This window comes from Pseudorhodobacter antarcticus (assembly GCF_900110135.1).
GTDB lineage: Bacteria > Pseudomonadota > Alphaproteobacteria > Rhodobacterales > Rhodobacteraceae > Pseudorhodobacter > Pseudorhodobacter antarcticus.
Map to the genome: position 1 here is coordinate 1 of NZ_FOCO01000032.1, position 23,942 is coordinate 23,942.

Sequence of the window (23,942 nt, forward strand, 5' to 3'; positions counted from 1 at the left end):
TCTAAACGATCCAACCACCACCACAGACAAGCATTTCAAAATGCTTGTCTGTGGCTCTTGTTTCGCACAAAAGCTGGGACCTTCATAAGACAAGCTTAATCAGGTTCTGCAGCGTGTGGTCACTGTGAACGACGATATTGTCACCGTTCAGGGTGACTTACGCGGCCAGATCGACCGTGTGGTAACGGGTGTTCGGCGGCTGGAACGTGATGCCATGTTGGCGGCCAAGCGCGAGCCGCGCCTGCCAAATGATTGGTTCGCGGCCATCCGCGCCTCGGTTCAGGCGCTTGATGAACGATTGGCAAAGGCGGGCGACATGCCCAAGGCGGACGAGTTGCTGGAAGTATTGCGCGCCGTTGTCGCAAGTGCCGAGGCCCAGTTGGCCACTTCGGAAAAGCTGTTCGAGTCCCTTGCCACGGTTGGGGACGATACCGAAAACCTGAAAGGTGCTATGTCTGAGATGACCCGGCTGGAAGAACGGATGAAAACAATCATCGAGACGGGCGGAACTCTCGTGCGCCGTCTTCAGCCAGAGGCGGGGTAGGCCGGAAAGAAGGCCCGGGCTTTTGTGATTCAGTAAAACCCAACCTCGCGCACGTCGATCCGGGCGTCGTGGTCGCGGCCAAAGGCAACAACAGCAACTGAACTCAGGCTGCCTGGGCGGGGGATGTCGCGCAGCAACGCTCCCGAGGCGGTGAACGCATCCAGCGGCAGGTGCACTTCGGTCCAGCTTTCCGAAACCTCGAACCCGGCCTGATAGTATTGCCATGGCAGAGCCGTGCCCCCTGTCCGAAGGTGAACAAAGTAACGCTGGGTATTTCCGCGCACGACGAGTCGCACGCCGGTTGTGCCCTCGGGCGGCGGGTTGGTCAGATCAAGTCGCATCTGGATGAACCCGCCTCGGTTGGCGGTGCTGACCCGGCCGCTCATGCGCGCGAAGGGCTGGCCGCCTTCTTGCGCAAAACTGACACCTCCGGTCGACACGCCGCCCATCACCTGATCGGTGAAAAACCGCCAACGGATTTCCGGCTGCATGGTGAAATCCTCAATGAGTATCGGCCCGGTTGCAGACCCGTCCGCCAGCGCAGGCGGCATTGCCACACCAAGGAGCGTCGCCAGAAGGATAGCTAGAAAAAGAGTGCGCATGACGCTTTCTACCAATGTTGCGTGCCGGGCGCACCCTTGATCTGGCCTTCCAGATTGGGTGTGACCCAGCCGCCGTAAAAATCGCCCGGCTGAGGAATGACGCGCAGATCGCCGACCCAAGCCTCGTCCATCTGCCCGGCATAGAACGCAAGATAGCCCGCAAGTGCAGTATAACCGGCGGTGGGGCGATCATAGCACCACGCAGCGCGGGCGGCCGTCCTGCCTCCGGAGATTATATTGAAATAGCGCGCGACGCCCTTCCATTCACAAAAACTGCTGCCTTGAACCGGGCGCAGGATGGCTTGGATGTCCTCTCACGGCAGGTAATAGCTGGGGGCATGGTGGGTTTCCATCACCCGCAGGGCGCGTGTGGTTTCAGCGACCAGCACACCACCCAGCCGGATCATGATCCGCTGCGGCACGGGTTCCAGCGCGGGCGGGCGGGGGTAGGATTGCACGTTTTCGCGTTGCATTTCGGTCATGCGTCAGCCCCATTCGGTTTGTGCGCGGTCCCCATATACAGGATGGCCGTCATCGGCAGACGGCCAAATGTCAGATCGAACCGGCGGTTGATCCCGCGCGGGCCAAGGCCGGTGACGGCGCCCGGCACCAACCCGGCACCCTGCATTGCGGTGCGCAACTCGCGTGGTTTGATGAACATGGTGGGGTCATGCGTGCCGCGTGGCAAAAGGCGCAGCAGGTCTTCAGTGATCGTGATGGTGGCAAGCCTGGCCAGCGGGTTGCGGTTGATCGTGTCGAACAGGAACATCCCACCGGGGCGCAGAACGCGGGTGACTTCGGACAAGACCTTAGTCAAGTCGGCGACATGTTCCAGCACATCGACGCAGACAACAGCGTCAAAACTGCTGTCATCGTAGGGCAAAGCCTCGCCCACGCCGACATCATAGCCGATGCGCAAACCTGTCGTGCGGGCATGGGCGCGGGCGGCGTCGATGGCATCAGCCGCCGGGTCGATCCCGGTGACGTGTGCGCCGCGCTCCGCCAATGCCTCGGCCATGAACCCCCCGGCACAGCCAAGGTCCAGCACCGCTTTGCCCTGCCAGTCGATCTGTCGGTCGAACCATTTCAACCGCCCCGGTACAAGGTTTTTCAGCGTGCGCACCCAGCGGATATCGTCTGACCACCAGCGATCGGCCACTTTGTCGTAGATCGTCAGGTCATTGCGCACCTTATTGGTCCTTTGTCTTGTTCAGGCGGGGCAGTATGTAGGGCACGGCTGCGCGGTAGCGATCAAAGCGGGCGCCGTAGCGGGCGGCAAATCGGCGCTCTTTCAGGCGCGGGGCCAGCAGGCAATACGCCGTAAACGCAGATGCTAGCACCAGTTGGTCTGGCGTCCAGACCGGAGGCGTCCACAGCGTCAGCGCAAAGGCCACATAGATCGGCTGGCGGATCAGGCGGAACAGACCGCTGGTCGGCATGTCCGGGAACACCGGGCGGATCCGCGCCAAAAGCGACATCCAGCCCAGCGCGCCGGATTGCACTTCGGCCCCCGCATCAAAGCTGGCTTTCAGCAGGATCAACCAGCTTGCGGCATAGGCGGTGGTCATGGCCCAGAACGCGGCACCTTCGGCCCGGAACCAGACAGTGCCCGACGGCGTCCACAGCGCAAACAGCGCCAGCAATTGGGCCGAGGCGATGATGGCATAGGTGGTGGTGGCAAGTGTTTGCCCATGCGGACCTGGGATCAGCATCGCCAGCAACCGCCCACCGCGCGGGGTCAGGAACAGTGAATGCGCCAGCGGGAACTGCACGATCAGTGCTGCATTGGCCAACGTGGCCCAAGGCCAAGGCACCGTGCCAAGGCTTTCGCTCAGGCCAAAGAACATCGCCACGATCATCGCCAGAACGCCTGCGGCAAACAAAGCATGGCACAGCGCACCAAAGGTCAGCGCCAACGCGATCCTCCCCGCCCCAGCGGGCGGGCGCAGGGCGACGCGGATCAGCGTGATCAGTCGGGCGATGCGGGGATCGGTCCACATGGTCATCTTCGCGCCAGCAGATCAGCGGCAATAGTGGTGCCGCTGTCCCATGCCGCCTCGATGCGCGCGCCAAGGCATCAGTCGCCGCCCAGATAAAGGCTGCCATCGTCGCTGCACAAAAACGACTGGCCAAGCGGTTGCGTGACCCGCGCATAGCGCCAACGGTGGGTGGAGGCGTGGGTGACGGTGGCGGCGGATATACTCAGCCTGTCGCACAGCAGGGGCAGCATGCAGGCTGTCAGCATTGTTGGATCATCCTCTAGATGTGCCGCACTGAACGCCTCACTGGCCTGTGCGACCCATAGTGCGCCATGTTTTTGGGGGCGGCCCGGCTTGGCGCTGTCTTGCGCGATCCATGCCAAGGGATCATCGGTATCCTTGCGGGTGATGAAGGGGGCCCGGCCCGCGACAGCAGCCATCAACGTCAGGCATGGGGCGATTTGTACCGCGCCAAGGCGCGCTACCAGCGGGTGATCCGCGCCCATAAGGGCCGCCACCTGCGGCGCGGGCACTGTGACCACAACCGATGCCGCACGTAAGGTGCCGTCAGCCAGATGCAGCAGCCAGCCCCCTGCATCTGGCACCAGACGCAGCACTTGCGCATTTTGCCGAATATCCAGCCCGGCCCCAAGCGCCTTGGGAAGGGCCGACATACCCGGCACACCCACACTGTGCGTGCGCCCCGTGCCATCCGGCCATCCGGCCAGCGTGCCCGCCTTTTCCAGCGCCGCCAGCACGCTGGAAAACCCCGCGCCATGCGCATTCACATATTGCGCGCCGTGGTCAAATTGCAGATCGCCTGACCGACGCGTGGCCACACGGCCACCAATGCCCCGGCCCTTGTCCAGCACCACGGGGGCCATGCCTGCGTCGGCCAACTTGCGCGCGCAGGCCAGTCCGGCCATGCCTGCGCCAATGATGATTATTGGCGTCATGCGGGGAACACCTGTTCCAGAATCAGCGGGATGTTCTGCTTTACCTTGAAGAAGCCAGCCGTGGCATGGGGCCAAATGGCCGCATCCCAACCCCGCCGCCATTCGCAAAAGGTGATGCCTGCGCGGGCAAGCGACGGGGCTGCGTCATCCATAAAGTCCCGCAGGGGGCCAGTGGTGATGTAGGGCGTGGCGATTTGCGTGGCGCCGCTGGCAGCTGCCCATTTGGCCAGAGCTGCGGGGTCGGCTGCGTGCAGAGTGACGGGGGCTGCGCCGATCCTTAAGGCGGCATCTGCCAAGGCGCCCGCCTCGAATGCATGGACAAGGTCCGACACGGGTAAGGGTGATCGCAAGTGGCTGGTGGTCAGCGTGGCCGTGGTCCGGATATCAAGGGCGGACAGGTCGAAATCCTCCACCCGGCAATCCTCGTCGGTTATCAGCAGGGCCGTGGGCTTGCCGGGCTGTGGGGTTGTGACAGGACGCAAAGGCCGCACCGAAGGCAGGCCGTCAGGCTCGGTCGCCTCAAGGCCCTGTGTGACCTCGGCCAGATCGGACGGGCGAGGGGTGAACCGCCCAGCGGTGAAGGTGGCGATGTTCTGGGCATCGGCCGGATAGGGTTTGCCGCGCGTGTGCAGCCCCGCCACCCAACGCCAGCCCAGCGTGTTAGATGCGGCGTCGCCGTCCAAGAGATGCCGGTAAAAGAAATCTGCCCCCAGCCGCCATGGCAGGCCAAGGGTGAATATCCAGATCGAGGCGAACCACATCCGCGCGTGGTTGTGCAGATAGCCGGTCTCCACCAGTTCGGTGGCCCAGGCGTCAAAACACTCCAGCCCTGTTTGCCCGCTTATCGCGCGCTCCACATCACGGCGCAGGCGGCGGTCACGATCAAGGGCGGCAAGGTCGGCGTCCAGCCCCGTTCTGTAGCTGGCCCAGACCTGCGGGCGGCGTTCCAGCCAGCCTTTGAAATAGCCTCGCCAGATCACCTCTTGCACGAATTTCTCGGCATCCTCGGGGCCATGGGCGGCCAGTGCGGCTGCTACCGCATCCTGCTCCAGCACCAGCCTGCGCCGGATATAGGGCGACAGGACTGACACCGCTTTGTGCGCGCCGGGCCCATGGTCGGTGTTGCGGCAATTGGCATAACGGCGGCCCATACGGGGGATGAATGCCTGCAGGATTGCATCGCCAGCGGCGCGCCTGGGGGGCCAGTCTGTCATCAGTGTCATTCCGGGGATTGTGCGCGGCAATAGGTTTCCACCATCGGGCGCAGGGCCACTCGCGCGCGCAGCTTGGCGGCCATAAGATACATCCCGCCGATCTTGCGGTGCAAAAACAGCGTGGCGGCGGGGGGCACATGGGCAAGCTCGCGGTCATTGCCGATGGCCAGACCCATGTCGCGCAACGTTTCCAACAAGGTGCTGGTGCCGAAATCAAAGAGAGTGTCTTGCCGGACCGGGCCCATAGCGGTGGCAAACATGGATTGTATCAGCGCCTGATGATGCGGGGCAGTGTCCGGGCCGTAGTATCCAATGCGCAGCATGGCCTCATGCGTGGCCTCGGCCCCGCCATCCAGCGCCACGCGGGCCAGCATCCGGAAATCTTCGGCAAGCGCGGGGGAGATCAGCTGCACCGCGCCGAAATCCAAAAGCACGATACGGTTGGTGCTGGGATCAAACCGGTAGTTGGCAAGGTTTGGGTCGGTCTGCATGGCGCCAAACACGAACAACTCGCGCAGCACCAGATCGATCAATGCCGTGGCCACCCGGTCGCGCTGGGCTTGCGGCGCGTCCACCAAACTGTCCAGCGGCGCGCTTTCCAAATAGCGCATGGCGAGCACTTGCGGTGTGCACAATGCATCATGCAGAGCGGGCAAGGCAAAGATGTCAGACCCCTCCATCAGGCTGCCGAAGCGTGCCAGATGGTGCGCCTCGGCCAGATAATCCGCCTCGGCGTGCAACTGGCGCTTGGCCTCAGTCAGAAGTGGCGACAGGTCCATGCCGCGCGGGAGCAGGCCCGGCAGGCGCAACAAGGTGGCAACGTTGTCGACATCGCTGTCGATACTTGCGCGGACGCCGGGGTATTGCACCTTGATGGCAAGCTCTGTCCCATCGGGCAGGATGGCCCGGTGGACCTGGCCGATGGATGCGGCAGCAAACGGGCGCACGTCAAAGCGGGCAAAGCGGCTGTACCAGCCCGGCCCCCATTCGGCATTCAGCACGGCTTGCAACTGTTTGGGTGGCATGTGGCGCGCATCATCGCGCATCCGCGACAGGATTGTGGCCAACTCACCCGGCAACACGATCCCGGTATCCATGGACAGCATCTGCCCCAGCTTCAGCGCAGCCCCGCGCAGGTGCGATAGCCCGTCCGTCAGCCTCAGAGTGTTGGCAGGCGTCAGCAGCAATTGCGTCAAGTCCGGCCGCTTGCCCCCCGCCAGTGCGCGCAATCCCCCTGTAGCCACGCTGCCCGCGATGCCTGTGGCCATGCCGCCAAAGTGCCACAGCCGAGCTGCGCGCCCAGTGGGTACGGCCGCGCCGTTGCTGTCATTGGGATGGGGCAAGGCGGTCTCCTACATCAGTTGGCAATGTAGGCGGATTGCTTGCGCAACCGACGCAGGTGCCAGCGGTAGATCACCGGGGTCAGCACATAGTCGTAGGCGGAGCTGGCGATGTCCCTGATCCCCGGCAAGCCAACGATCCGGCCGAGCAAGCGATAGCGCGGCATCTGCGCCCAAAGCACCAGAAACGCCGGAATACCCGATGTCAGCTTGCCGTCATGCAGCACATACAGCCGCCGCGCCGCCTTGTCGGCATTCAGCCCCCACTGGTTGCGCGCGTCCGTGTTCAGATCATCAAACCGTATCGGCAGGCCCGCCTTGCCCGCATAGCGCGCGTAATGCCCAATCTCAAAATTACAGACCGGGCAGTTGCCGTTGTAGAGAACGGATGTTCTGGTGCTGTTTTCCATATCGGTTAGTTAGGCCTGCCACGAGTGAAGTCCAACCGATGGCCCCGGCGCTGTGACTTCCCATACGTCCGGGCTAACCTTCCTCGCTAGCAGCGTGAATAGCCTTGCGCGGCGTTGCGGCCCCGTTGAGCAGATCCATGTGGACCGAAGAAGCCCATGGCTACGCAGATCTTTAATAGGATCATTTTTTTACTTAGTATTCAGTTGATTACCGTAGCGCGCAGAGCGATTCTGATTGCACGAAACGGATGCAACTCACCCACGGAGAGCCCACCATGACCACCCGCCGCGCCGCCGACAATGCCAAAGCCCTCGACGCCTTCATGACCACCAAGGTCCAGATTGACGCGATGCTGGCGCGCTTGATGGCCCTGAGCGACGACCATTTCAACACCCACCCCGACGAGATCCACTGGGGTGACGTCGGCACCCTGAACCATTACGCCAGCCTGCTGCGCCAGATCACCGACGGCGCGTTTAATGAGGGCGAGCATGCCGCTTGATCCCGCCGCGCCACCGGATCGAACAGGACGCCATCACCGCCGCTTGGGAGGCTGAACGCTTCGCCGCCTTCGATGACGCCATCGCCCTGTTGCGCGAGATCGCCGATCTGGACCGCGACGACGATGGCGACGTGATCATCGGCACGGATGCCGACGGCCACAACGACCTGATGTCGCGCATCACCGCCTTCCTTGCCACGCACGACCAATAGGGGAACGCCATGACCAAGTTGACCGAAACCCAGACCATCATCCTCAGCGCCGGGGCCCAGCGCCCTGACAACATCGCCCTTCCGTTGCCGAAGGGACTGGCGGGGGCTGCGGCGAAGATGGCCGTCAACCGGATGATCGCGCTCGGCTGGCTGCAGGAAGTCGACGCCAACCTGCGGCGCAAAGAACCCCTCTGGCGTGAGACCGGCGATGGCCATGGCACAACGCTGGTGGTCACCGACGCCGGTCTGCTGGCCATCGGGTTCGAGCCGGTGAAAGCCAAGATGATGTCATCCACCCGAGCAATCGTGCAGGCCCAGCCTGTGGCAAAGCCGCCGACCCCGCGCGCGGGTACGAAGCAGGCGCTGTTGATCACGATGCTGCGGCAGTCTGACGGCGCTTCGATGCAAGAGATCGTTGAGGCAACTCAATGGTTGGCGCATACTGCGAGAGGTGCAATTTCGGGGGTGCTGAAGAAGAAGCTTGGCTTCGTTGTGACGGCTGAACGGATCGAAGGACGCGGCACCGTGTACCGGATCGAGGGCCCCGTGTCTTGAAGGTGCGTCAGTCCAGCAGGCGGTAATGCACTTCGGTTGGCTTGCAGGCCGCACCATTGATCGGGATCATGTCCTGCGGGCAGGTGGAAATCACCACGATGCAGTCGATGACGGCCCGCAGTACGACATGGTCTCCCGGTTTGGACAGCGGCTCACCCCAGCTGATCTTGCCATCAGGGCCAACCGGAATGTTCATCCATAAATTCAGCGGGGCAGGGCAATCGGCCGCCCGCAGATGAAGCTGGCCAAGGGCCGCGTGCAGGTTGTCGGTGCAATTGTCATGGTATTCCGAACAGCCAAGCGACGCATAACGATGTACATCGCAGGCAGCGATCACCGTATCGTGGCGGCCCGGCGACGTGTCTTCTTCCATGATCAGAATCGGCCGCCGCCGGTTTGTTGTCAGGCCATCACCCTTTGCCGGAAAGATGCCCTGACGCGTCGCGTGCAGATGTTCCATCGACATGAATTCCGACATGTCATCGGCATTGAAGCACCACGTATCAACCACCTGCTGACCATGCGTGTTGATGATCTGGATCGCTTGGCCTTTGGCAAGACGTACGGCCCGGCCCCGGCGCGCAGGCACAACATGAAGGTCAGTCGTCATCTATCGTTTCCTCTGCCAACAGCGCTGTTGGATAAGATTGCTGGATATACCAAAGGCCAAATAGCGCAGCTTCAGTTTTGTTGACCAAATGGGCAGGGTCAAGCCATATCGGGGGCCGCCAATTGGGGCCGGAGCTCATCCCACCATGGTTGCAATGCCAAAGACCAGGTTCTGCGGCAAAATCTTCAGCTTTCGAATCCCGGTGATAGGGTTATCAATGGCTTGAATGCCGCTCCTGGCCTTTGGAATCCGGATGCCTGACATTTGACCTTTGATCCCGCCTATTTTTTGTCGCGCTGTGTTTCCATCGATCTGGAGGTTGATCCGAGGTCTGCACGGCTGTTTGCCTTTGCGGCGGTGCGGGGTGAGGCGGCGCTGGTTCACAAAGGTGCCGCACTCGACCCTGCATTGGGCCGGCTGGAGGTGTTCTGCGATGGGGCTGCACATCTGGTCGGGCACAACATCCTGCGCCATGACCTGCCGCATCTGGTAGCGAACCGGGCGCGCCTAGCGGGCTTGGGGGCAGCGCCGATTGATACGCTGTGGTTGAACCCTTTGGCCTTTCCGCGCAATCCTTACCACTACTTGGTCAAGCATTATCAGGATGGGCGGCTGCAGGTCGGGCATGTGAATGACCCCGAACAGGATGCGCGGCTGGCGCTGCAGGTGCTGGCGGATCAGATCGCTGCGTTTACCCGGCTGGGCCAAGAGGCACCGGATGCGCTGCTGGCCTATCACCATCTGACGACGCGGGGCGAAGCCTCGGCCGGGTTCGACGCGCTGTTCCAATTCCTGCGTGGTCCCGCCCCAAATGAAGCCGCCGCCCATGCCGCCATCCGCCGCCTGCTTGAGGGGCGCGCCTGCAATCATCGGCTGGACCAGACGCTGGGCCGCCTTTCGGACCCGCGCAACGGCTGGCCGATGGCCTATGCACTTTCGTGGATATCGGTCGCGGGCGGGGATTCGGTCATGCCGCCCTGGGTGCGGCTGCAGTTCCCGCAGGCCGGTCGGATCGTGCGGCATCTGCGCGACACCAATTGCGGCGACCCCGACTGCGGTTGGTGCGCCGAAAAGAATAACCCCAACGCCGCCCTAGAACGTTGGTTCGGCTTTCCGTCCTTCCGTCCGCAGCCCGTCGATGACATGGGCCGCCCCTTGCAGGAGCGCATCGTGGCCGAGGCGATGGCGGGCAAGTCGGTGCTGGGCATCCTGCCCACCGGCACGGGAAAATCGGTCTGCTACCAGATCCCGGCCCTGTCGCGGTTCGACAGGACCGGGGCGCTGACGGTGGTCATCTCGCCGCTGGTCGCCCTGATGGCCGATCAGGTGCAAGGGCTGGCGCGAGCGGGGATTTCGACGGCGGTCACCGTGAACGGGATGCTGTCGCTGCCCGAACGGTATGATGCGCTGGAAAAGGTGCGGATGGGCGATGCGGCGATGCTGCTGATCTCGCCCGAACAATTGCGCTCGCCGTCGATCCGCACGGTCCTGCAACAGCGCGAGGTCGGACTTTGGGTGCTGGACGAGGCGCATTGCATCAGCAAATGGGGCCATGATTTCCGGCCCGACTACCGATATATCAGCCGCTTCATCAAAGAGTTCTCGGGTGACAGCCCAGCGCCCGTGCTGTGCCTGACCGCCACCGCCAAGCCCGAGGTGGTTCGCGACATCCGCGATCATTTCCAGACCCGCCTTGGCGTCGATCTGATGCTGCTGGATGGCGGCGCTGTCCGCACCAACCTGTCCTTCGCCGTTTTGCCCACGCAAAAGGCGACAAAGCTGACCGATATCCTGTCCGCGATCGAGGCGAACCTGCCGCCCGAAGGGGCATCAGGCGCAGTGGTCTATTGCGCGACGCGCAGTGCTACGGAAAAGGTGGCGGGGTTTCTGAAGGGGCAGGGGCTGGCGGCGGATTTCTTTCACGCAGGCCTGCCGCCTGACCGCAAGCGCGATGTGCAAGAGGCCTTCCGCACCGGCCAGTTGCGGGTGATCGCCGCGACGAATGCCTTTGGCATGGGCATCGACAAGCCCGACATCCGCCTGGTGGTGCATGGTGACATCCCGGGGTCGCTGGAAAACTACCTGCAAGAGGCAGGCCGCGCGGGTCGGGATCGTGACCCCGCCAGTTGCGTGCTGCTGTTCAGCCCCGAGGATGTGGAGCGGCAGTTCTCGCTTTCGGCGCGATCCCGTCTTGCCCGGCACGAAATCGGTGCGATCCTCAAGGCGCTGCGACGGATGGAAAAGCACAAATCCGGCGAGGTGGTCGCTACGCCGGGCGAGATCGTGCGCGAGGAGAAGGATCAGGAGTTTGAGCGCGACAAGACCACCGACGACACCCGTGTTAAAACTGCCGTGGCTTGGCTGGAGGAGGCGACGCTGCTTGCCCGCGAGGAAAACCGGGTGCAGGTGTTCCCGTCGTCGCTGCGCATCCGGTCGGTGGATGAGGCGGCAACGATCATTGCCAAGGCGCAGATCACCGGGGTGCGGCGCACCCAACTGATGGACCTTGTGCGCCATGTGATGAACGCGCCCGCCGATGCTGGGGTGTCCACCGATGATCTGACCGGCGCCTGCGGCCTGTCGGGACGCGACTTGCACCGGGCTTTTGCCGATCTTGAAGTGCTGGGGATCGCCAGCAACGACACCGCCATCACGGTCTATGTGCATCTGGGGGTCGAGGATGCCTCGACCCGCCGTTTGGATCACGCAGGCCGGATGGAAGCTGATCTGATCGCCTTGCTGCAAGAGGCGGTGCCGGACGCCGAAGGGGCCGAGGCGCAACCGCTGAACCTGTCTGAGACCTGCCAGTCCTTGCGTGAAGCGGGCCATGTGCAAGTGCGGCCCGATCTGGTGGAAACCATTCTGCGCGGCATGTCACAGGATGGCCGCGATCAGGACGGAGGGCGCGGGAACCTCACGCTGCGCAAGGTCAGCCGCAACACGATCTTTGTGCGGCTGGAGCGGTCCTGGCCCGTGGTCGCCCGCTCCGCCGATTTGCGGCGACATGGGGCGCAGGCCCTGCTGGTGCATCTGACGGGCAAGGTCGCCAAGGGTACGCGCGGCAAAGATATCCAGGTCGAAACCACCCTTGGTGCGATGCTGGATGCGCTGAACGGTGATGCCCTTCTGCGGGCCGAGGTGAAGGATATGATCCGCCTGATGGACCGCGCGCTTTTGTGGCTGCACGAACAACAGGTCGCCACTCTGGGTCGTGGCCTGACGGTCTTCCGCCCAGCTATCACCGTGCATCTGAACCCCAAGGGCGGGCCCTTTACAGTCCAGCACTTCGCTCCGCTGGAGGAGCACTACGGCGAGACCACGATCCAGACCCATGTCATGGCCGCCTATGCCGAAAAGGGGCTGGCGGCGATGGATCAGGCCCAGCGTCTATCGGAAGATTACTTCGTGCTGGACCGTGACGCGTTTCTGCGGCGCTGGCTGCCGGGGCGCGGCACGGAAATCCGGCGGCAGACAACCGGCACCTCATGGCGCACGATTGTCGATGCGCTAGAGAACCATGGTCAGGCCGAAATCGTCCGCGACGACCGCGAACAGACCAACGTGCTGGTGCTGGCGGGGCCGGGGTCGGGCAAGACGCGGGTGCTCGTGCATCGCATCGCTTACCTCATCCGCGTCAAGCGCGAAGACCCCCGCGGCATTCTTGTTCTGACCTACAACCGCCATGCCGCTGCCGAAATCCGCGAACGCCTGCGCCGCCTGATCGGGGATGACGCGGCGGGCGTGACCGTCTCGACCTGTCACGCGCTGGCGATGCGGCTGATGGGGGCGAGCTTTGCAGGTGACCACGAGGGTCCTCGCGACTTTGACGGCATTGTCATGCAGGCGGTTGCCCTGTTGCGCGGCGATGGCCTTGCCAAGCCCGAGGCAGAGGCGCTGCGCGAGACTTTGATCCAAGGCTATCGCTGGCTGCTGGTTGACGAATATCAGGACATCGGCCCCGAGGAATACGCCCTGATCGGCGCAGTGGCAGGCCGGTCGCTGGAAGACGATCTGCGCATCAGCCTCTTTGCCGTGGGCGATGATGACCAGAACATCTATGCCTTCGCCGGGGCCAGTATCAACTTTATCCGAAGGTTTGAGGCTGACTATGCCGCCAAACCCGTCTGGCTGACCGAAAACTACCGCTCTACCGCCCATATCATCACGGCGGCCAATGCTGTGATTGCCCCGGCGGCCCAGCGCATGAAGGCAGACCACGACATCACGGTGAACCGGGCCCGCGCCAAATCGATGCCGGGGGGCGACTGGGGGGCACTCGACCCTGTGGCGCAAGGGCGGGTCAGCCTGCTGGATGCGGGCGGCGATGCTGCCCAAGCGGTGGCTGCGCTGGACGAACTGGTACGCCTGTCCAGGCAAGACCCGGATTGGTCCTGGCGCCGCTGCGCGGTGATCGCTCGCGACTGGCGGCGGCTGGAACCGGTGCGCGCTTATGCCGAGGCGCTGGGCATTCCCATCGACATGGCCAATGAGAAACCGCTTAATCTCTGGCGCTTGCGCGAGATGCAGGGCTTCATCCGCGCCCTCCTTACAGATCGCACCCGGTTGCTGTCGATCCCCGATCTAGTAGCAATCCTGAACGCACAACCGCAGTCGTGCTGGACCAATTTAATCGGCGAAGGCATCGGCACTCTGGCGCGGGAACTGGTCGAAAAGGCCGCCCCGGTGCCGGACCTTGTGCAGTGGTTCGGTGAATGGGCGCGGGATGTGCGGGGCGAGCAGCGTGGGCTCCTTCTCATGACCGCCCACCGCGCCAAGGGGCTGGAGTTCGATCATGTTGCCATCTTGAACGGCGGCTGGGACCGCCCCTCGCGCGGCGAAGACGCCGACGCCCCTCGGCGCCTGTTCTATGTCGCCATGACGCGGGCGCGGTCGACCCTGACCATCCTGACCGATGGCCCCCATGCCTTTGTCCAATCCGATGACGCGATCCTGCCCCGCTGCAACACCCCAGACACTACCGCCCTGCCGCGCGCCCGCCTACGCTATGTGCCGCCCGATCCAAAGCTGGTTGACCTGTCCTTCGCCGGGCGTCTTAAGCTGGACGATCCTTCGCTGAAGGCCATCGCCGCCGCCCGCCCCGGCGCCGCCGTTCACCTGACCCGCCACGGTGACCGCTGGCGGATCAACAACGCCCAAGGCCAAACCCTTGCCCGGCTGTCACGTGCCTTTGCACCGCCCGATGGCACGACCTTCCTGCGCGGCGAGGTCGCAGCCATCCTGAACTGGCGTCGCGAGGATGGGGGCGAGGACTATCACCACCTGCTGCGCCGCAATGAGTGGGAAGTGGTCTTGCCGGAACTGGTGTTTGAAGCAGACGGGGGAGCGATCATAGCGAAGTAGGATGATGGATGAACTCCGTATTCAAACGCATCATTGGCCGGATTTCGTGGCGTGATCGAGCTGGCTTCCGCTGGCTGGCTTCCAACGCGCTGGCTTCCTCAGGTGGATTCTTGACAAAAATAGTAAAATCCACCCCGCAATGAAGAGAATGCGTTGTAAGCGTTTGTAACAAAATGATTTATTTTAACTTCATCGTTTAGGTGGATTCCGCCTGGATTCACCGGCGAAAGTGCCTGTCGCTAGCGAAATGCCGCGCTGGGCCCCCCCGCATACATTCAGGGCCGGGGAGGAACCATGCCGTGGGGGGAGGGATGAAGCTGGGTATGCCGCTAGTCAGGAGAGTGCTTTGGTCAGCAGCTTGCCAAGGTATGCCGGTCCACCGTCATCCATGAACAGAACATTCCGATCCTCCAGGTCTGATTTAGAGGTCGTCCCCATGACATTGAGCAAGTCATTGAACGTCGTGACAGATAGGATGAAGGAGCTGAGGCTGATCATTCCATCACCCAGCTGTTTCTCGATCTGCTTGATTTCCTGATACAAGCCGAACTTCGGGTCCGAGATGTTCAGGTTTCTGATGCCCTTCGGATCGATGAATGACAGCCACTGCTTGCCGGTTTTGTCGTCGACCAGCCACAGCAGGAAGTCAGGATAAAAATTGCCTGCCAGAGCGAAACCGAGACCCTTGGCGCGATTGTCAGCATTGCGCAGCAGGTAGAGGCTGAAACCTCGCAGCTTCTCCTTCCCTAAAGTGGAGTCGTAAAACGCCATTACGTCCTCGACAAACTGCACCTCGCTTGGCTCCCCAAGCGCCAGTGGCCGCATTTTCAGTGGGACGACCGCATCCTTGATGGGAGAGAGCAGGGGGTAATAAAGGTGCTGGCCAAAGCTGATCGCCACCATGTTAGGTGCGCCCCACTTGCTGGCCTCGCCGAGTTTTCCGGACGCGACGAGTGCGGAAAGGGCCTCGAGTTTCGCTTTGTACTCGAGGCCGACATCAGTGTTTTCGATCTCGAACTGGTACAGTTTGATGATCGAACCCGAGTCCTCCGTTACCGGTGCAACATCGTAGAATTTGCCCTCATAGGCCGCCTTCAGCCCTTGATAGAACCGGTCGGTATAGTCGGTGAGCAGCTGAAGCATGATTTCCTGCTGACGCAGCACATCTGAAAAGCCAGTCACTTCCAGTTCCGCTTGGGAGATCAAAAGGGTGTACCAGCTGTCATCACCAAGGCAGAACTGCGAAAGGTGCTCCGGGTCGACCTTCAGATTGCTCCAGCTTTTCAAAAGCTTGTACTCTTGAACAGCGGTGAACACCGCATCCCAATCAAAGCAAGCGATTGCCGCCTTGCTCAGTTTGGCGCGATTTCGCTTGTCCGGTGCGCTCGCAGATGCGTTTGCCGTGGTCGTGATCGCTTCGACCCGAGGATACAGGTCGAGAACGACGTGCGGAGGCTTGATTTTGCCCGCGAATTCGGCCGGGACATCGTAGAGCGTCGGAAAGTGGACGCGCTTGAAGCCCTTGATCTGATTGTCCTTGTAACCGTCCTTCAGCTTCAGCGTCTTAAGCCGAGTCCCAGAAGGCAGGTTCGTCCTCGTCGGGAAGTCGAGCTGGATGATCTCGTCGCTCGGCGTGATGCCCTCCTCCTTCAGGTAGTCCTTGAAGGTGGCCATGTAGTTCGCCCGTACACCGAAGATGTTCAGCGTTTCGAGCCGTTCCATGTGCGTGCCCTTGGGCCGCTCGGCTGGTAGGGACCGCTTCAGGGACATGCCGCGCCCTTTCAGTCGGACGCCGCGGCCGAACAGCTGGATGATCTGAGAGCCTTCGCCTTGCCCCATGTTGAGCAGGCCCATCGTCGACACCCGCCAGCTTGACCATCCCTCGGTGAATTTTCGCGAGCCGATCAGGACGTTCAGTTTGCTGTCTTTCTGGTTGATCGTGCCAAACAGGCCGGTCCCGAAATCGTCCGCTTCGGTGTCGAAGTCGCTGCTGTCTTCAGCGTTCTTGAAGAACCCGGAATCGTCGCCGATGTTGATAAGGCCGAAGGGATCGAACGATCCGACCCGCAGGGCCAGTTCGCCCTTGCTGTTGCGCAGGTTCACAAGCTTCAGCCGCTGCCGCGCGTCAGCGTTGAACAGTCGTTTCAGGATATCATCATAGATCGCAGCACCATCGCGCTGCATGAGGGGCATGAAGCGGCCCGCGAAAACGTCGTTGCCCTTCGGGTCCAGTAGCCGGGCCTTGTCGGCCACAAGGTCGGCGATCCAAGCTGTGGCTTCGTTGGGATGGTTCAGAAACCAGGCGAGGAACTTAATAACTTCGAGGATATCGCTATCCTCGCCCGCAACCGTATTGCCCACAAACACCCACAGGGGCTTCTCGATGTTGAATTCCCTGATCTTGTCGCGGTGCGTGTCCCAGAGCCAGAGCTGCTGATAAAAACTGAGCAGGCAGGCCGTGAAATAAAGGCTGCCATGCCTGTCATAGCCATCGTCGTCCAAGTTCAGGATCAGGGATTCCTTGCCGTACCCGTCGGCGTAGAAATACTTATAGCTGTAATCGATCAGCACTGCCTTGGCGTAGGCCTCGCGGATGCCGTCGATCCGGGCGCGGGCGCGATCTTCGGTCGTCAGTTGCAGCTGCGCGCGCTCTGTATCATCCAGCTGCTTCAGCGTCTTTTCGAACAGCCGTTTCGCTTTGGCTTTCAGGATATCTTCCTCGGCTTTGGCGACCGTCGCACCTTTGGCCACCGACTGGCTGAAGGTCGCGCTGTATTCGAACGCAAAGCCGCCCTTCACCAGCGCCGCGCGGCGCGCCATCCACACGCCGCCCGCGCTGCCGGTGCCGCGGTGGCCCTCGTCGACCAGCACAAGGTTGTTGCCCTCGAAGGCGCCGGTTGCGACTGTCTTGTCGCCCATCTCGTCGGCCAGCTTGGTGACCTCGATCACATCCACCCAGCCCTTGAACAGCGACCCAGTCTGGTTCTTGTCGAAGACATGGGCGTTGAGGCTGGACTCGCGGAACTCTTCAAGGTGCTGGCGTGACAGGCCCTCGTTCGGGGTCAGCAGGATGATCCGGTCGGGAAATATGTTGCCATTGCCCGCCTGGAAGTAGTGCAGGTATTGCAGGATATTCACATGCAACAGCAGGGTCTTGCCGCTTCCGGTCGCGTTCCAGAACGCCAGTTTGTTCAGGTCGTCGGCGGTGTAATCCTTGAACGCTTCGGCGCCATCCTCCTTCCGATACTGGGTCATCTGGGCGTTCAGCTCGTCCAGCAGCGCCTGCCGCCGGTTGAAATACCAGTCGAGGTAGATCTCGCTGAACAGCAACGAAAGGTACTGAAAATACTTCATCGTCAGGATTTCGCCCGTCACTGCATTGCGGCGATGGGTGATCTTTTGCCAATGGGCGACGATGTTCAGGTCAAAGCGGCGCAGCTCGGCCTCGGTGACGCGGTCCATATTGAACAGGTTGCGTGTCAGCTCGTGGAAAAACCTGGTCTGGCCGTCGTCGTCGATGCCCTCAAACCGGTCATCGCCCAGCCGCGCCTTCAGCGTCATCAGACCGTCGCCGTGGAAATGGCTCAGCATCCAGCGGTTCAGCACCAACTCCTGATGAAAGGTGCGCTTCTTCTTCGGGGTGCGCGCCATCAGACGTCATCCACGTTGAACATCGCGTCCAGGAAGGCGGGTTCGATCTGGCGCAGCATCAGCTTTTTCACCAAGCTGCCCTCCGCCTCGGACGTTTCCACCACCGAGGGGATGTTGTGATCGCCGTTGATGTAGACCACGTCGAATTCGCTGTCGGCCGGGTTGATCGCCAGCTTGTCACACAGCCACGTCAGCTCTTCATACCCGATCTTTTCGCAGTCGCGCCACAGGATCAGGGTCTTTTCGCCTGATGGCAGGGTGCCTTCGACAGTGACAAAGCCCTGCTTGAGTTGAATGTCGACGTGGCGAACCGTCAGGCCGATCAGATAGTTGAACGTCTCGACCAGATCGACCTTGCGTTCTTCCCAGGCCCCGGCGCTGTCGACCGCGATCCGCAGGGAGTAATTGAAGGGCTTCTGGAAATCGTCGACCGACAGCAGCGATCCCTTCGCCTCGACATCCAGCATGTAGCGCATCAGGTAATCGTCGCGCTTCTCGGCACTGAATCCCTCAAGCAGGCTGGCCTGCGGGGCCGACCGCTTCAGGTCGAGGTTGTTGAGCGCGTCCTCATAGCCTTCGATCTTGAGAACCTTAAAGGCATGGCTGATGCCGGTTTCGGGGGCGGTGGGTTTGCCGTCTTTCCACTCGGCAGAGTAGACGACCTTCTGTATCCTTGGCTTCAAAACCGTTGGGAAATAGGGACCATGCTCAACCAGAATATAACGACGCTGAATTTCATCGTCGCGGCATTGTGCGAGGACCGCCTCACCTGTTGTGCCGGACCCTGCAAAATAATCGAGCACTAAATCGTCCGCATTTGTTCCAATTTGGACGACCGTCTGAATTAGCCGCACAGGTTTGGGAAAGCCAAAGTCAGTGAAGCCTAGGGCCCCGAGCCTGACTGTGCCTTGCTCATTGATAAAGGCGGTATCATCCCAAATGGACTTTGGCGCCTTCGTGGTTTTCCGTGCTTTTTCAAAAATTCGCCACTCACCGGATCGGGTTGTCTTGGCGATCAGAATTTCTGCTCCCTTAATGGAGCCTGCCTTTGCCTTGATGGTGCCCCAACGCCAGCATGATTCTACGCCACTACTGTTGAAAGGGAGTACTTCCGCAGTATATTCGGCATCACGTTCTAGGCGAACCTCAGAAAAGCCCAACCGCTTTTGCTGATTTGGCGATGCGAAAAATGAGTAGAAAAGGTTCGGACGATTAAAGCGGCCAAACTTCGGATTTCTGTTTCGAAGTTCCCAAAGTTCGAAGTTGCCAAACTCATCAGTTTCACCGCCTTCCAAATTGCGCGGTAGCCCGTTTAATGTGGACGTTTCATCACATCCGTAGGCGAAAAGATATTCGTGGGTCTTTGCGATAGATTTATAGGTCTGCCCACGCTTGTTCGACTGTACGCCGATTTGGGCTTCCATGAGTTCATGGCCAAATTTCGCATCTAGCAGCAGCTTGAACCGACTAGCTTCGTTATCGTCACAACTCGCGAAATGTACCGCGCCATTTGAGAGCGTGCGCCCCGATTTTTCTGTCAGTTGGTGCATCATGGAAAGCCATGCCGAATGGCTGTAACCATCTTTATAAACGAAGCCATCGTTTCCAGTATTGTAAGGCGGGTCAATATAAACGCACTTCACCTGCTCCCGATACCTTAGGCCCAACAGCCCCAGCGCTTGAAAATTGTCCCCATGCACCAACAGCCCGTCGAGGCTGGCATCCAGATCGGGGATCGCCTTTAGCAGATCGGCCCGGAACCCCGCATCGAACAGCGCGGTGTCCACCATCAGGAAGGGCGCTGCCTTCAGATCCTCCACCGTCCCGGCCGCAGCAGATGCCCGCATACCCAGTTCATGCCACTGCGCCCATTGGGCGGGGTTCGCCGCGATGACGGGGTAAAGCGCCGGGGATACCCGATCCAGCGTCACACAATACTGCGCGGCCACCACGAATTTTCGCTTCAGCCACAGCTTTTTCTGAAAATCCTCGATGCTGGCCAGAAAGGTGGTCAGGTCCAGCGCAATGGCGCGCAAGCACTGGATCATCCGCAGGTTTTTCTCGATGTCGGCAAAGGTCCCGGCCTCTTGCACGTCATCCAGGTTCATCACCTCATTCTTTATGTAGAAATCCAGTTCCCGCCGCAGGAAGCCGCCCAGATCCTTGTGGATGAAGTAATCGGCGGTGTTCTTTTGGGTGTAGGTTGTCAGGTGCTTCTCGAGAAGCGTGCGCTTGGGGTTCTTTTCCGTTGGCGCGCGGTTGGTCAGCGCCAACCAGCGCGCCTTGACCGCTTCGTCATCCAGGATCGCCTCGACCGCCTTGTCGACCAGCGCTTCTTGTTTGGTGCCCTTGGGCTGGGCGGCAAAGTCGAACCGGATCACCAGCGCGCCGTCTTCCTCCGCCACGGGGTGGATGGTTTCCTCATAGGTCTCGCCATCCTCATCCGTCCGGGTGACGGTGCGGGCGGCGGCCAGTACAAAGCGGCGTTCCTTGTCGTTGTCCTTGCGATTGTCCTTGGCCGTGTCTGCGGCAACGAGGCGGAAATGGACCACGCGGCCGTCATCAAGCTTGAAGCTGAAGTTGGAAAAAGACTCGCCCGATTTGGTGTAATACTGATCGCGATTCGCCCAGTGCAGCACCACCTCTTCCCCGGAATAGGGAATGGCATAGGTGTCGCCCTTGTAGCGGCGCTGGCTGATGAAATCGCCCTTGTCATAGTAGCGCGAGAAGAAGGTAAGTAGGTGCGAGAAGACCTGGTTCTCATGCTCGGACGCGCCGGTGCTGGCGGCGGCAAGTTCTTTCTGAAGACTTAGAACCTTCGGAGCCTCGTCAGGATTGTAACCGGCGGCTTCGGCGGACTCGCGCGCCTTGGCTATGGCAGCTTTTAGCGTTTCGGTATTGGCCGCAGCCCCGGCAGCCAGCGCCTCGGCCACCCGCGCTTTCAGGCGCTTGGACAGGTAATCCTCGATCTCGCCCGCGCGTGCGTTCAGGATGCGGTAGACGCCAAAATCAAGGTCAGGCCGGTCGATCTGGAAGATTTCGCGCAGCTTGGCAACGAGGGCGTCAAAATTGCTCATTATTCTTATTTTCCTTGATGTTAATTGCCACGTTTACACGACCGACCAGCGAATCGTAAACAGCGTTTCAATCGAATGACCACGGCTCAGGCGTTTTTGCAGGTTGACGATCAGCTCATCCCGCTTATCCGCCACCTCGTCCTCCTGGTTGAAGATTTCTTGCCGCTGCTTGCGCTGGCGGCGTTCCAGTTCCTGCAGCTTGGTCTGAATGGCAGCTTCTTCCTCGAGCGTGGCCGCCGCCCGCGCTTCGCGTCGAACGCCCTTGATCTGCTCTTTGGTGTCCTTGAGCGCCTTCTCGACCGCGTAAATCTTATCCTCGGCCCAGCGCTCCAGCCGTTCACGCGCCGAGGCGAAGTGCTTGTTGTTAGCATCGAGTGACCGGTTCAGCGTGGCTTTGGCGTGCAGTTCTGCCTCTGCTTGAAGGCGGTCGGCGACAGTGCTGGCTGGCGTTTCGATAGGAAGAACGTCTGCGCCCACCGCGAACAGCTTGACGCAAGCCTCATGGTCGATGGAGCGGCCGTTGTCGTCGATGCCGGAGAACAGCAGGTATTCCTCGGTTTCGAAGGTCGTCACCGTCAGCTTGCGCAGCGTCAGCCAACCGCGCCGCCCCTTCAGCGTCTCGACAATCGCCACACGCGTAGGGTGATTGGTCACATCGAAGTGCAGCTCTGCGACCGGCGTATCCGCATCCTTGGCCGTCCCGATCACATGCTCCCCGAGGGGATGCGAGAGGCGATAGAGAAAATATCCATGTTCGTTCGTGGCGCGATCTGCTGCCGACTGCCGCGAGATCAGGTGGTAGCGCCCGGGCCGGAGGTCGGGCGCGGGTGGGGCGAGAAGGTCGAACGCCAGATTCGCTTCATCGAACTTCGCGCGGTCGGAAAGGATGGCGCCGGTCAGATCCCAGAACTTCCGACCGACACGGTCTAGCTGTTCCCGGGCATTGGCCAGCCGCAGCTTCAGCCGGGCGTGAACATCCTCGTCGAAGTTTTCGAGCAGCGCCCGTCTGGTGTCCTCCATCCGGCTACGGATTTGTTCTTCCAGTTGTGCTTGCAGCTCGTCAAAGGCAGCAGCAATAGCCTCGGGTGTGCGGCAGTCCTGGTAAATTGCGAGGATGCGCTTTTCAAAGTCGACGCCAGACTCAATCGTCCCGAGCACCTCATCAGACGCCCCGAAAACGCCGTCGAACAGATTAAACTTCTCTGTCAGAAGTGCGTGGACTCGCTTGTCGGCGTCATTCCGTTCGTTCAGGAAATTTACGACGATGACGTCGTGTGTCTGTCCGTAGCGATGGCAGCGGCCAATGCGCTGCTCAATCCGTTGGGGGTTCCAAGGAAGGTCATAATTGATCACCTGACAGCAAAACTGAAGGTTCACACCCTCGGCCGCTGCCTCGGTCGCTATCATGATCGGCGCATGATCGCGGAACTCATCGATGAGCGCGGCGCGAACATCGATTGCCCGCGAACCAGTGATCTGTTCCCGGTTCGTGGGATCAGCAGCCCAGCGCTCATAGATGTCCTGCGCTTTGCGGTCGGAGTTTGTCCCGCTGAAAGTCACGACTTGGCCCTCGTAGCCATTCCTTTCCAAGAAATCGCGCAGGTAGTCCTGCGTGCGCCGAGACTCAGTAAAGATCAAAGCCTTGCGATGCGCACCCATGCGATGCTGTTCCGAGAAGCCGATTTCAAGTGCCGTTAGCAGTGCCTTTGACTTGGTGTCCGTATGGATGGAGCGCGCCAACTGGATCAAAACCGAAATGTCATCGATTTCCCGCCGAAGCTTCACGTAATCAATCGTGTCTGGGCTGACCTCGAGCGTTTCATCTTGGTCGTCCCATTCTTCAAGGATTTCCTCCTCAAGCTCATTTTCGAAGGAGATGACTTCCGCCAGGTCGCCCTTGACAGGTTCGCCTTTCCGAAGGGTCTCCAGACGAGCGCGCAAGGTTTCGAGGGTTCCAGTGATCGCCTGAGTGGATGAAGCCAGCAACTTTCGCAGGATCAGGACGGTCAGATGGCGCTGCTGGGAGGGAATGGCATAGGTGTCCTCCCTTTGCAGAAAATGTGTAATTCCGTCATACAGCGCCTGTTCATTCTCTGCCGGGAAGAATGGCTGTGTCATGGCGCGCCGCTGGGTGTATTTGACATATTCGAGCACCTGCTTTCGAAGCGTCCGCTTGCAGAAATCCGCCAACCGGGCCCTTAGTTCAGGAAGATCGCCTCCTGCATTCACGTACTTCGACCGAAAACTGTTCGCGTCCCCAAAGATGTTGGGATCAATGAAGTTTGTCAGCCCGAAAATCTCCATCAAGCTGTTTTGAAGTGGTGTCGCAGTAAGCAGGAGTTTCTTTCGACCATCAACGGCCCGCTGCAAAGCCTGACCTATACGGTTGCTTGGGCGATAGGCGTTCCGAAGCTTGTGCGCTTCATCGATTACGACGAGGTCCCATTCCACTTGGCGCAACTCATCCTGAAGCTTGGCCGCATAGTGATAGGAAAGAATTACGATCCGCTTCTGCGACAACGGGAAGGGAATGCCTTCAGCTTTCATTTGGCGATAGGTTCGCGTGTCAATCACGACCGCTGGGAGATTAAATTTATTTGTCAGTTCCGCCGCCCATTGCTGGCGGATCGCAGCAGGGCAAATGATGATAAGCTTTCGTTTCCGCTCGGCCCACTTCTGACAAAGTACGATTCCCGCCTCTATGGTTTTGCCCAAACCAACCTCATCTGCAAGGATGGCGCCTTCGGCAAGCGGTGATTGAAGTGCGAACATAGCGGCTTCAATTTGGTGTGGGTTAAGGTCCACCGATGCATCGAACAACGACATCGATAGTTGATCCTCCGAGCCAGGAGGTGCCATCTTCGTCAGATCATGGGCAATGTATTTGGCGTGATACTCGGTGAACATGCCATAGGGTTAACCGCTCTA

General features: G+C 60.7%; 17 protein-coding genes and 1 pseudogene. 5 read left to right on the forward strand and 13 right to left on the reverse strand.

The annotated features are described in order from the left end of the window. Nucleotides 1–124: 124 nt before the first annotated feature. On the forward strand, nt 125–544 hold the full coding sequence (locus BMY36_RS13955; protein WP_139194061.1) for a hypothetical protein: 420 nt from the start codon (nt 125–127) through the stop codon (nt 542–544). A 29-nt stretch (nt 545–573) separates the two neighbouring features. Here BMY36_RS13955 and BMY36_RS13960 read toward each other — a convergent pair whose 3' ends face one another. The 9 genes and pseudogenes from BMY36_RS13960 to BMY36_RS13995 form a co-directional block, all read right to left on the reverse strand. After that, nucleotides 574–1,146 (reverse strand): CIA30 family protein, encoded by a 573-nt coding sequence (locus BMY36_RS13960; protein ID WP_050520822.1) that lies wholly within the window; start codon nt 1,144–1,146, stop codon nt 574–576. Nucleotides 1,147–1,154: 8 nt separating this feature from the next. Beyond that, complete coding sequence (locus BMY36_RS20805) at nt 1,155–1,277, reverse strand: hypothetical protein (protein WP_269430855.1); 123 nt, start codon at nt 1,275–1,277, stop codon at nt 1,155–1,157. A gap of 18 nt (nt 1,278–1,295) precedes the next feature. Beyond that, nucleotides 1,296–1,628: pseudogene (locus BMY36_RS20810) on the reverse strand (DUF427 domain-containing protein); the annotation flags it as partial. Beyond that, entirely contained in the window at nt 1,625–2,335 is a 711-nt protein-coding gene (gene ubiG, locus BMY36_RS13970) for a bifunctional 2-polyprenyl-6-hydroxyphenol methylase/3-demethylubiquinol 3-O-methyltransferase UbiG (protein ID WP_050520821.1), read from the reverse strand. The pseudogene BMY36_RS20810 and the gene ubiG, both read right to left, overlap by 4 nt. Before the next feature lies 1 nt (nt 2,336). Further along, complete coding sequence (locus BMY36_RS13975) at nt 2,337–3,146, reverse strand: methyltransferase family protein (protein ID WP_082224930.1); 810 nt, start codon at nt 3,144–3,146, stop codon at nt 2,337–2,339. A 77-nt stretch (nt 3,147–3,223) separates the two neighbouring features. After that, nucleotides 3,224–4,081 (reverse strand): NAD(P)/FAD-dependent oxidoreductase, encoded by an 858-nt coding sequence (locus BMY36_RS13980; protein WP_231579775.1) that lies wholly within the window; start codon nt 4,079–4,081, stop codon nt 3,224–3,226. Continuing rightward, nucleotides 4,078–5,295, reverse strand: a complete 1,218-nt coding sequence (locus BMY36_RS13985; RefSeq protein WP_050520827.1) for an FAD-binding domain-containing protein — start codon at nt 5,293–5,295, stop codon at nt 4,078–4,080. Before BMY36_RS13985 ends, BMY36_RS13980 begins: the two co-directional genes overlap by 4 nt. Nucleotides 5,296–5,300: 5 nt before the next feature. Next, nucleotides 5,301–6,638, reverse strand: coding sequence for an ABC1 kinase family protein (locus BMY36_RS13990; protein ID WP_050520819.1), 1,338 nt, complete (start codon nt 6,636–6,638; stop codon nt 5,301–5,303). Between the two features lie 14 nt (nt 6,639–6,652). Further along, on the reverse strand, nt 6,653–7,045 hold the full coding sequence (locus BMY36_RS13995; protein WP_050520818.1) for a thiol-disulfide oxidoreductase DCC family protein: 393 nt from the start codon (nt 7,043–7,045) through the stop codon (nt 6,653–6,655). A gap of 275 nt (nt 7,046–7,320) precedes the next feature. Between BMY36_RS13995 and BMY36_RS14000 the strand changes: the two genes are divergently transcribed. Genes BMY36_RS14000 through BMY36_RS14010 form a run of 3 tightly spaced genes read left to right on the forward strand, consistent with a single transcriptional unit; the run spans nt 7,321 to nt 8,315 of the window. Then, nucleotides 7,321–7,548, forward strand: coding sequence for a hypothetical protein (locus BMY36_RS14000; RefSeq protein ID WP_050520817.1), 228 nt, complete (start codon nt 7,321–7,323; stop codon nt 7,546–7,548). After that, the gene (locus BMY36_RS14005) at nt 7,545–7,760 is read left to right on the forward strand and encodes a hypothetical protein (protein WP_231579774.1); all 216 of its coding nucleotides are present in this window, start codon (nt 7,545–7,547) and stop codon (nt 7,758–7,760) included. Before BMY36_RS14000 ends, BMY36_RS14005 begins: the two co-directional genes overlap by 4 nt. A 9-nt stretch (nt 7,761–7,769) precedes the next feature. Beyond that, entirely contained in the window at nt 7,770–8,315 is a 546-nt protein-coding gene (locus BMY36_RS14010) for a DUF3489 domain-containing protein (RefSeq protein WP_050520816.1), read from the forward strand. 7 nt (nt 8,316–8,322) lie between these two features. Here the strand turns inward: BMY36_RS14010 and BMY36_RS14015 are convergent, their stop codons facing one another. Continuing rightward, nucleotides 8,323–8,925, reverse strand: a complete 603-nt coding sequence (locus BMY36_RS14015) for a DUF1989 domain-containing protein (RefSeq protein WP_050520815.1) — start codon at nt 8,923–8,925, stop codon at nt 8,323–8,325. A 264-nt stretch (nt 8,926–9,189) separates the two neighbouring features. On the opposite strand from BMY36_RS14015, the gene BMY36_RS14020 reads away from it, so the two are divergent. Then, nucleotides 9,190–14,286 carry a RecQ family ATP-dependent DNA helicase gene (locus tag BMY36_RS14020; RefSeq protein WP_050520814.1) on the forward strand — a complete coding sequence of 1,699 codons (5,097 nt, stop codon included), beginning with the start codon at nt 9,190–9,192 and terminating at the stop codon, nt 14,284–14,286. Between the two features lie 333 nt (nt 14,287–14,619). On the opposite strand, the gene BMY36_RS14025 is transcribed toward BMY36_RS14020, so the two are convergent. The 3 genes from BMY36_RS14025 to BMY36_RS14035 are packed head-to-tail and all read right to left on the reverse strand — an operon-like array spanning nt 14,620 to nt 23,921. Further along, a complete protein-coding gene (locus BMY36_RS14025; RefSeq protein WP_050520813.1) occupies nt 14,620–17,937 on the reverse strand; it encodes a DEAD/DEAH box helicase family protein in 3,318 nt (1,105 codons plus the stop codon). Continuing rightward, nucleotides 17,937–21,014, reverse strand: a complete 3,078-nt coding sequence (locus BMY36_RS14030; RefSeq protein ID WP_050520812.1) for a site-specific DNA-methyltransferase — start codon at nt 21,012–21,014, stop codon at nt 17,937–17,939. Before BMY36_RS14030 ends, BMY36_RS14025 begins: the two co-directional genes overlap by 1 nt. A 33-nt stretch (nt 21,015–21,047) precedes the next feature. Next, on the reverse strand, nt 21,048–23,921 hold the full coding sequence (locus tag BMY36_RS14035; protein WP_050520811.1) for an SNF2-related protein: 2,874 nt from the start codon (nt 23,919–23,921) through the stop codon (nt 21,048–21,050). Between the last annotated feature and the right edge of the window lie 21 nt (nt 23,922–23,942).

Coding starts and splice junctions, on each gene's coding strand:
- BMY36_RS13960 (WP_050520822.1), bottom strand. CDS start 1,146: ATGCGCACTCTTTTTCTAGCTATCCTTCTGGCGACGCTCCTTGGTGTG.
- BMY36_RS20805 (WP_269430855.1), bottom strand. CDS start 1,277: ATGGACGAGGCTTGGGTCGGCGATCTGCGCGTCATTCCTCAGCCGGGC.
- BMY36_RS14000 (WP_050520817.1), top strand. CDS start 7,321: ATGACCACCCGCCGCGCCGCCGACAATGCCAAAGCCCTCGACGCCTTC.
- BMY36_RS13975 (WP_082224930.1), bottom strand. CDS start 3,146: ATGTGGACCGATCCCCGCATCGCCCGACTGATCACGCTGATCCGCGTC.
- BMY36_RS14035 (WP_050520811.1), bottom strand. CDS start 23,921: ATGTTCACCGAGTATCACGCCAAATACATTGCCCATGATCTGACGAAG.
- BMY36_RS14030 (WP_050520812.1), bottom strand. CDS start 21,014: ATGAGCAATTTTGACGCCCTCGTTGCCAAGCTGCGCGAAATCTTCCAG.
- BMY36_RS13985 (WP_050520827.1), bottom strand. CDS start 5,295: ATGACAGACTGGCCCCCCAGGCGCGCCGCTGGCGATGCAATCCTGCAG.
- BMY36_RS14015 (WP_050520815.1), bottom strand. CDS start 8,925: ATGACGACTGACCTTCATGTTGTGCCTGCGCGCCGGGGCCGGGCCGTA.
- BMY36_RS13995 (WP_050520818.1), bottom strand. CDS start 7,045: ATGGAAAACAGCACCAGAACATCCGTTCTCTACAACGGCAACTGCCCG.
- BMY36_RS14010 (WP_050520816.1), top strand. CDS start 7,770: ATGACCAAGTTGACCGAAACCCAGACCATCATCCTCAGCGCCGGGGCC.
- BMY36_RS13980 (WP_231579775.1), bottom strand. CDS start 4,081: ATGACGCCAATAATCATCATTGGCGCAGGCATGGCCGGACTGGCCTGC.
- BMY36_RS14025 (WP_050520813.1), bottom strand. CDS start 17,937: ATGGCGCGCACCCCGAAGAAGAAGCGCACCTTTCATCAGGAGTTGGTG.